This window comes from Thiospirillum jenense (genome assembly GCF_014145225.1).
Lineage (GTDB): Bacteria > Pseudomonadota > Gammaproteobacteria > Chromatiales > Chromatiaceae > Thiospirillum > Thiospirillum jenense.
This window is the reverse complement of record NZ_JABVCQ010000010.1, coordinates 100,783-107,836: the sequence shown is the minus strand read 5'-3', so window position 1 is coordinate 107,836 and position 7,054 is coordinate 100,783. Positions and strand designations below refer to the sequence as shown.

Genomic DNA, 7,054 nt, shown 5'->3' with positions numbered 1-7,054 from the left:
ATGACTTGGCATAATGGATTCTCAGATTAAATCTTGATCGTTCTCACGCTGGCGAATAGAAACGATTAATAAAGACTGCGTTGCGATCAAATCACACACCCGCGCTCTGCAATAATAATTCCAATTGCGTGGCAATATCTTCCCAGTGGTCATTGTCATTATCAACTGCCGCATAATCATACCGCCCAATTTGTAATGCACGGCGCGTCGCCATGACCCACGCAGTTAAATCATCAGGCGGCACGAGGCAATGCGGATGATGGCGCAACATCCATGCTGTTCCGCGCACTGCGGTAGCAATCACGGGAATATGACAACGCATTGCTTCGCACAATTTCACTGGATAAGCGTAATGACCAAATGCCGTTGGACGGTTAATCACAAACACCGCATCTAAACTATTTAATAGCAGTGGCACCTGTTCCGGCGGTAAATAGCCTAAATGAATAGTATTCGCGGGCAATTGAATTTGCGGCGCCAATCGTCCCGACATTACCAATTGCAAAGTTGGATAATGCGGTAATAACGCTTGATAAGTGGTAAATAACTGCGCCACATTGCGCCGCGCATCCAATGCACCGGTATAACCCAATAGCGGTGATGTGAGCGGCAACCCCAAATATTGCCGACAACGGCGGCGATCTTGCGGGTAAAATTCCGGATCTGCGACCATCGGCAACACAGCGGCCGTGCGTCCGCCGGCTGAATGACTCAATAAATCAGCTAATTGCGGCCCCGCAGCGGTCATTGCCGTTGCGTGTCGCAGCGCCCGTCGCCATCGCCATCGTATCCCTGGAATGGGTGGATAATACGACTCAAAATTATCATACGCATCAATTAAAACGCGGGTATTGAATTGACGAGCGAGATGCACTGCCAATATGCCGAACCATAAATCAGAACAGCCAATGATCCAATCCGGCCGCTGTTGATGACAATACGCGACAAGGGTGCGGTAATAACTATTCAATTGCCAGGGGAATGATAGCGCCGGGTGCGTAGTAATATGCAGATTTATTTCCACGTCACGCTGCGCTATCGGTGAACGGTCATACGATAGCAAATGAAGATGCACGTCATGACCGCGCCGCGCTAATTCCAAAGGCAAGTAATAAAACCGCCCGTAAGGTTGAATAAACAAATCACGGCCTTGCGGCCGGCGCTTGCTTAAAAAAATGAGTTTCATGCGTTTTTAATTATGAACACGCGGCTGTTATTGATTAATGCAGTGCCGGTGCAATTGACGGTATTGTTTTAACGTCGCGGCAGCGCAACAGTCCCAACTGAACTCAGCCACACGCGCAAATCCAGCCGTGCGTAACTGAGTACGCACCGCCTCAGACTGCGCCACCGTCTCCAGCGCCGCCGTCCACGCCTCGGTATCATGCGGCGAAATCAGCCACGCCGCCGCCCCCGCCACCTCGGGCAAAGCCGCCGCATTGCTGGCAATCACTGGACAACCGTGCTGCATCGCCTCCAGCAACGGCAGCCCAAAACCCTCGTACCACGACGGATATATCAGTGCGGTAGCGTGTGCGTATAACATATGCAAAAGCGCGTCATCACCATTGAATTGCTTCACAAATTTAGCAACGCCGAGTTGCTGCAACTGCCGCTGCTCGTCGGGCGAGAACGCCCCGCCGCCGCCGCAAATAATTTGCAAATCGTGTTTTAACGGATGAGATGCCGCAAAAGCGCGAATAAACTCGGCAAAGTTTTTATAACCGCCGCGCTCACCAACAAATAAAAAAAAGGGACGGCTAATGTGTTTTAATAATTGCGGTGGTAATTGAGAGAATGGAATAGATCGCGGTGGCGCTGGATCAACGCCAAGGTGAATAACGGTCACGTCATCTGGATTGCGCGGGTAATAAGTCAGCAAATCACGGCGCGTCACATCTGAAATACAAATGATGTGCGTGGCGCGAGCGATAGCATGACGTTTCGCAATTAACACGCGGTCATACCAGGGAAATAAATGCGGGTAGCGTTCGTGAATTAAATCAAATACAGTTAATACAATTGGCACACCCGGCGGGGCGCTTGATTGGTGTGAATAATAGGTTTCATGCACCACATCCGGCCGCCACTGGGCAATTGCACGGCGGGCAAGTTGACCGCTGATATGACGAATGAAAGGGCGCATGAGACGAGGATGTCGGCGGTACCAATGCGCCGTGATGCTTTTATTGACAGGCAAATCATCATCCATCGCAGCCAATAGCGCGTTGACATGTAGCGGCGCAAATAATTGGGCATGATCGTCGCCAGTCAATGGCAATTGTGCAAATAAACGGGTGTAATACCGTGAAATACCCGTGTATGGACGACGGCAAAATGCTTGATGATCGTAAGCAATACGCATAATTGAAAATTGAATTAACGCGAATACCGTTGCATCAATTGCGTGAATAATTGAGAGAATTGCGCGGCACTGGCCGAACGCGAATAGCGTGCCGTCACGCGGGCGCAGCCAGCAAGACTGAATCGCGCTGCCAAATCGGGATTAGCGTGTAATTGCACAATAGCGGCGGCGAGCGCAGTAGGATCGGATTCTGGAATTAACAATCCCGTCTGACCGTCAATCACGCTATCGATTAACCCGCCGTGCGCTGTTGCAATGACTGGCGTCCCCACCGCCATTGCTTCTAATACACTTAATCCCTGCGCTTCCATCCAACCATTCGCAGCAGTGCGTGATGGTGCAGTGACAATATCGGCAGCACGGAAATATGCGGGCAATTGATCGTGGTCAATCCAACCACTAAAAGTCACGCAATTATTTAATTGCAACTGCTCGGCCAAATGAATAAAAAACGCCTGCTCTTGACCCGTACCAAGTATGAGAGCGCGAATATCAGGTAATTCACGGCGCACCTCTGCTAGTGCATGAAGTAAATCACCAACGCCTTTTTCTGTGATTAATCGCCCGGCAAATACAATTAACGGACCCCGTCCAATGCGATGTTGATTACGCAATTCAGCCGCGTGTTGATTCATTGCCGCTGTAAATGGCGTGATATTAACCCCCATTGGAATGCGTAGAATTGACTGCTGACGCGGAGCTAATTGACGTACCGCCCGTTCAGTGATAGAACTATTCACTGTCACCGCATTAGCTGAATGCAGCGCAATGCGTTTAGTGGCAGTGAATAGCCCGCTCCGCAATCCAAACACATCGCCACCGTGCGCAGTGATAATATGCGGAATTGAATGAAGCGTCGCATAATGCGCCAACATTCCAATGAAACCTTGTGGTAATATCCAATGAGAATGCAAAATGTCGTAGCGATACATGAGCAATTGGCGCAGCACCGCCCACCATTCAGTGGCAATAAAAGTTGGCAGTGCTAACCAATTGAGTGGCTGCTGGCGTAGGTTAATGAGCGCTCCGCCTTGATAACACAATTGTTGCCATGTATCTGGCCAAGCGTAATGAAATCGTGTGACCGCTACCCCGTCGAGTAATTCAAAATCCGCCGCTGCCGGCGCATGAGGTGCAATCACCGTGATGTCCCAGCCAAGCATTTGTAAATCTTGTGCTAAATGCAATACAAAGGGCGTGGTATTATCACCTGTCCAACGTGGCAAATTTGATGTGACGCATAAAATGCGCCCTAACCTTATTTGAGATTGGCATTCAGTGGAATACATGACGTCTGTGCGAGTTAATTCGTTGTTATTCATCTGTTGTTTATTCAAAAATCACACTTTCGCCTAATACGCTAACACGATTGGCATTCTAGGAGAATGCTGTTATGACTACTCCCCCGCTATTTGCTGAAGATCAGTTCCAGCAATATTTTGAGATTTTTTATGCCAAAACACCCGAATTAAAAGAACGCATTTTCCGGCTACGGTATGATGTGTATTGTCGAGAATTTCATTATGAACAAGAAGAAAACTGTCCTGGCGGACTAGAACAAGATGATTATGATGTTGATGCACAACAAGTCTTAACGGTGCATCGTAGTAGTGAAACCGCCGCTGGCTGTTTGCGTATGATTACACCGCCGCCCGCTGATCTATCATTATTACTACCATTGGAGCGGCATTGTGGTCATACCTTGAATCATCCCGAGCGTCACCCGCAATTGGTGCCGCGTCATTTAATTGCCGAAATCTCACGCCTTGCAGTACATACTTCATTCCGCCGGCGTTTAGGTGAAGGTGAATCACCATTAGGTGTACTTGAACATGTTGAGGAACAAGAGCGCCGCACTTTTCCATTGATTAGTTTGGCACTTCTGGCCGGAACAACTGCATTATTAGCATTATCAGGACGTCAACACATGTTTGTCATGGTTGAACCACGCTTTGCGCGGCGAATGCACAGTTTAGGGTTTCCTTTTGTTCAAATTGGAACAGTCATGGACTATCACGGCAAGCGGGCAGCCTATCACATGACTGTTGAAGAATGCTTAAATTCATGGAATGACACTATGCTGCGCATGTATGATTTTATTCTCACTTCATTACAGAAAACACCGTGATTTTGGCACTGATTTACTGAATACAACCTAGCAACTAAATTAAAAGTTGATCAAGGGTATCTGTTAATAATTGCAAGCGCGTTTCGGTTGCTACTGCTCGTGCATCTGCATCATTCAGCGCATCCTCGGCAGCCAATCGTTGCGCCCGCAATGTCCGTCCTTCAGCATGTAATTGTTCTATTTGCGCCGCATCAATGGCTGCCGTTTTTTCTAATTCTTTTAATTCCCGCCGCGCCAATTTCACTGCGGCACTATCGGTAGTTTTATCGGAGCGTCCCCAAATACTGACTAACCCGGTGGTGGGTTCCGCTAATGAATCATTCGCAATTAATTGCCGCAAAGTTTCTATGCGCTGATAACGTGCATCTTGTTGGCTTTCTAATTTCTTGACCTGATCGGTCATTGCTGTAATATCTTGCACTAAACGGTGGAGTATTTCACGATTCATATCACGTTCTTTACGTTCTATTGCCACCTGTTCATATAACCGCGTGTGCTCCTGATGCAAGCGATCTAATCGCTGTTGTAAGCGTTTTTCAGTTAATTTTTCTTGCTGTTCAGCCAATTCATGTTCATGCCGCCGTTGATTCTCGATTTCAGCCTGCCGCAATTCTGCCAGGCGCAGATCCTTTTGTTGTTCTAATTCGTGCGTCCGCAACCGCTGTTTTTCTAAATCACGTTGAAAACGCTGTTCACGTTCACGCAATGACACATCTTCGCGCAATTTTTCTAATGCCCACGCCTCCCGCGCTCGCTGCAATTCATCCGCCAATGCTTGCTGCCGCCGTTCACGTTCTATTTCCAATTCATCATCTAATTTGGTGCGCAATTGTGCGGTGCGCAATTCCAATTCGCTTTTATACGCAGCTAATTCTAATTCACGTCTTTGATTAAGAACTTGGGCTTCACGCGCTAAATGTGCTTGACGTTGCGTTTGTAATGTCTGTTCAAAAGCCTGATCGGAACGCTTAGTTAACACCGGTTCACGCAGCCGTTGTAATGAACCATAATCAGCATAAAACATTTCAGGCGCCGCTTCATAACGCTGCCATAATTGCGCAAACTCAATTGGATTTAACCAACGTGCCGGTGCTTGTGGTGGTTCAAATCCAGGAATATCCGCTAATCCCCCCTGGCGATATTTGCGATATTGAAATTGTAATGCTTCACTGAAATACGCCCGCACCGCCGCCGGTTCAAATAGTTTTAATGCAATTAATGCAAAAAATAAAATCCCTAGTGCCGCCTGTGCAAACCCCTCCACTGTTTCAAAATGCGGCACCCCACTTTCATCAGGACTATTTCGCAATGCCTGTAATGCTTTAGAGCGAGCAGCAAAAGTTAATCGCGGCGGTAGTGCCTCCGGTTGCTGTGCAGTGATTTCAGCAATCACCGCATCAATGCGTTTTTGTTTATTATGTCGCAATTCAGATAATTCAGTTGTTAATTGCTGCAACTGCTGTTCTTGATTGGCAACTGCCGTGGTACCAACCGTATTTAATCGCCCATTTATTTCTTTTTGTTTTGCAGCTAATTGCGCTGTCAACGCATTCACCCGCGTCTCCCAACGCTGCGCCTCAGGTCCGTAGCCTTCAAGCCGTTCATTCCGCCCAAGTAATTCATCACCTAATCGCTGCTGTGCGGCAGCTAATTCAGAACGCAGTACTGATAATTCAGGTGCATATTCATTATTCAATGATGCCCGTTGAGTACGCACTGCCGTTAAATCAGCAGTTAATTGTGCAATCCGGCTTTCTAAAATTGCAGCACGTTCTTGAAAGAGCTGTTCAATTGATGCAGTGCGTTGGTGAATCTGTACTTGTAATTCAGCATCACGGCGAGTGTAATACTGCTCTACTTGGCGTTGATGATAACTAGCAATATCATCTGCACGAATGAGTTTCGCTAAAAACGGCGCCGTGACATATAATGAAATTGACACAATTGCCACACGCATGATTAAACCAAATCCCCAACGGAATTGTGCACCTGCGCTTTTACGGCTGTTAATATAACCATGATCAGCACGGGTCGTGGGGCGCTCTGACATAACTAATGAAGCATCCACAATCCAAATCACGGCAAACATCAGTGCAAACATGAATAAGCCAGCAAATGGGCGCAATAAAGCGGCGTTTTGCGGCACAATAGATGCGCCGACAAATCCCCATACAATCCCTTCAATTCCTGCCATTAAAGTAATAATCACCCATGCAAAGGCTAACCAAACAATCACCGCAGGCGTGGCTAAACTGCTGCCATAAGGGCGCAGGCGAATATAATCAGCAATAGGAATACGAAATAAAAGCGGGTCTAATGCAGTGAATGTTGCCGCTGACGTGGCGGATGCGCGTGTGGCAGCATTATGAAGAAAACGTTGCACCTGCCGTGGCCACTGCCGCCAAGTGCGCCACCAAGAATGATGATTTGGCGCGGGTGGCGGGGTGATCGAGACTGGTGCTGTGGGTGATTTTAATTCCGACATCGTGATTACAACTGATTAAACATGGATGAAAGTAAGTGACATACATCATCATAAAGATGTGTTGAAATGAAACGGC

General features: G+C 47.6%; 5 protein-coding genes. 1 reads left to right on the top strand and 4 read right to left on the bottom strand.

Going from position 1 to position 7,054, the window contains the following annotated elements; genetic code table 11:
- Positions 1–91: 91 nt before the first annotated feature.
- Genes HUK38_RS06360 through HUK38_RS06350 form a run of 3 tightly spaced genes read right to left on the bottom strand, consistent with a single transcriptional unit; the run spans position 92 to position 3,687 of the window.
- A complete protein-coding gene (locus HUK38_RS06360) occupies positions 92–1,186 on the bottom strand; it encodes a glycosyltransferase (protein ID WP_182583487.1) in 1,095 nt (364 codons plus the stop codon).
- A 27-nt stretch (positions 1,187–1,213) separates the two neighbouring features.
- Positions 1,214–2,365, bottom strand: a complete 1,152-nt coding sequence (locus HUK38_RS06355) for a glycosyltransferase family 4 protein (protein ID WP_182583486.1) — start codon at positions 2,363–2,365, stop codon at positions 1,214–1,216.
- Between the two features lie 14 nt (positions 2,366–2,379).
- Positions 2,380–3,687: a glycosyltransferase family 4 protein gene (locus tag HUK38_RS06350; protein ID WP_238787498.1), complete on the bottom strand. Its 1,308-nt coding sequence runs from the start codon at positions 3,685–3,687 to the stop codon at positions 2,380–2,382.
- Between the two features lie 71 nt (positions 3,688–3,758).
- Here HUK38_RS06350 and HUK38_RS06345 point away from each other — a divergent pair, with 71 nt between their 5' ends.
- Positions 3,759–4,493 carry a PEP-CTERM/exosortase system-associated acyltransferase gene (locus HUK38_RS06345; protein WP_182583485.1) on the top strand — a complete coding sequence of 245 codons (735 nt, stop codon included), beginning with the start codon at positions 3,759–3,761 and terminating at the stop codon, positions 4,491–4,493.
- Positions 4,494–4,527: 34 nt separating this feature from the next.
- Here the strand turns inward: HUK38_RS06345 and HUK38_RS06340 are convergent, their stop codons facing one another.
- The gene (locus HUK38_RS06340) at positions 4,528–6,978 is read right to left on the bottom strand and encodes a DUF4407 domain-containing protein (RefSeq protein ID WP_182583484.1); all 2,451 of its coding nucleotides are present in this window, start codon (positions 6,976–6,978) and stop codon (positions 4,528–4,530) included.
- Positions 6,979–7,054: the final 76 nt, after the last annotated feature.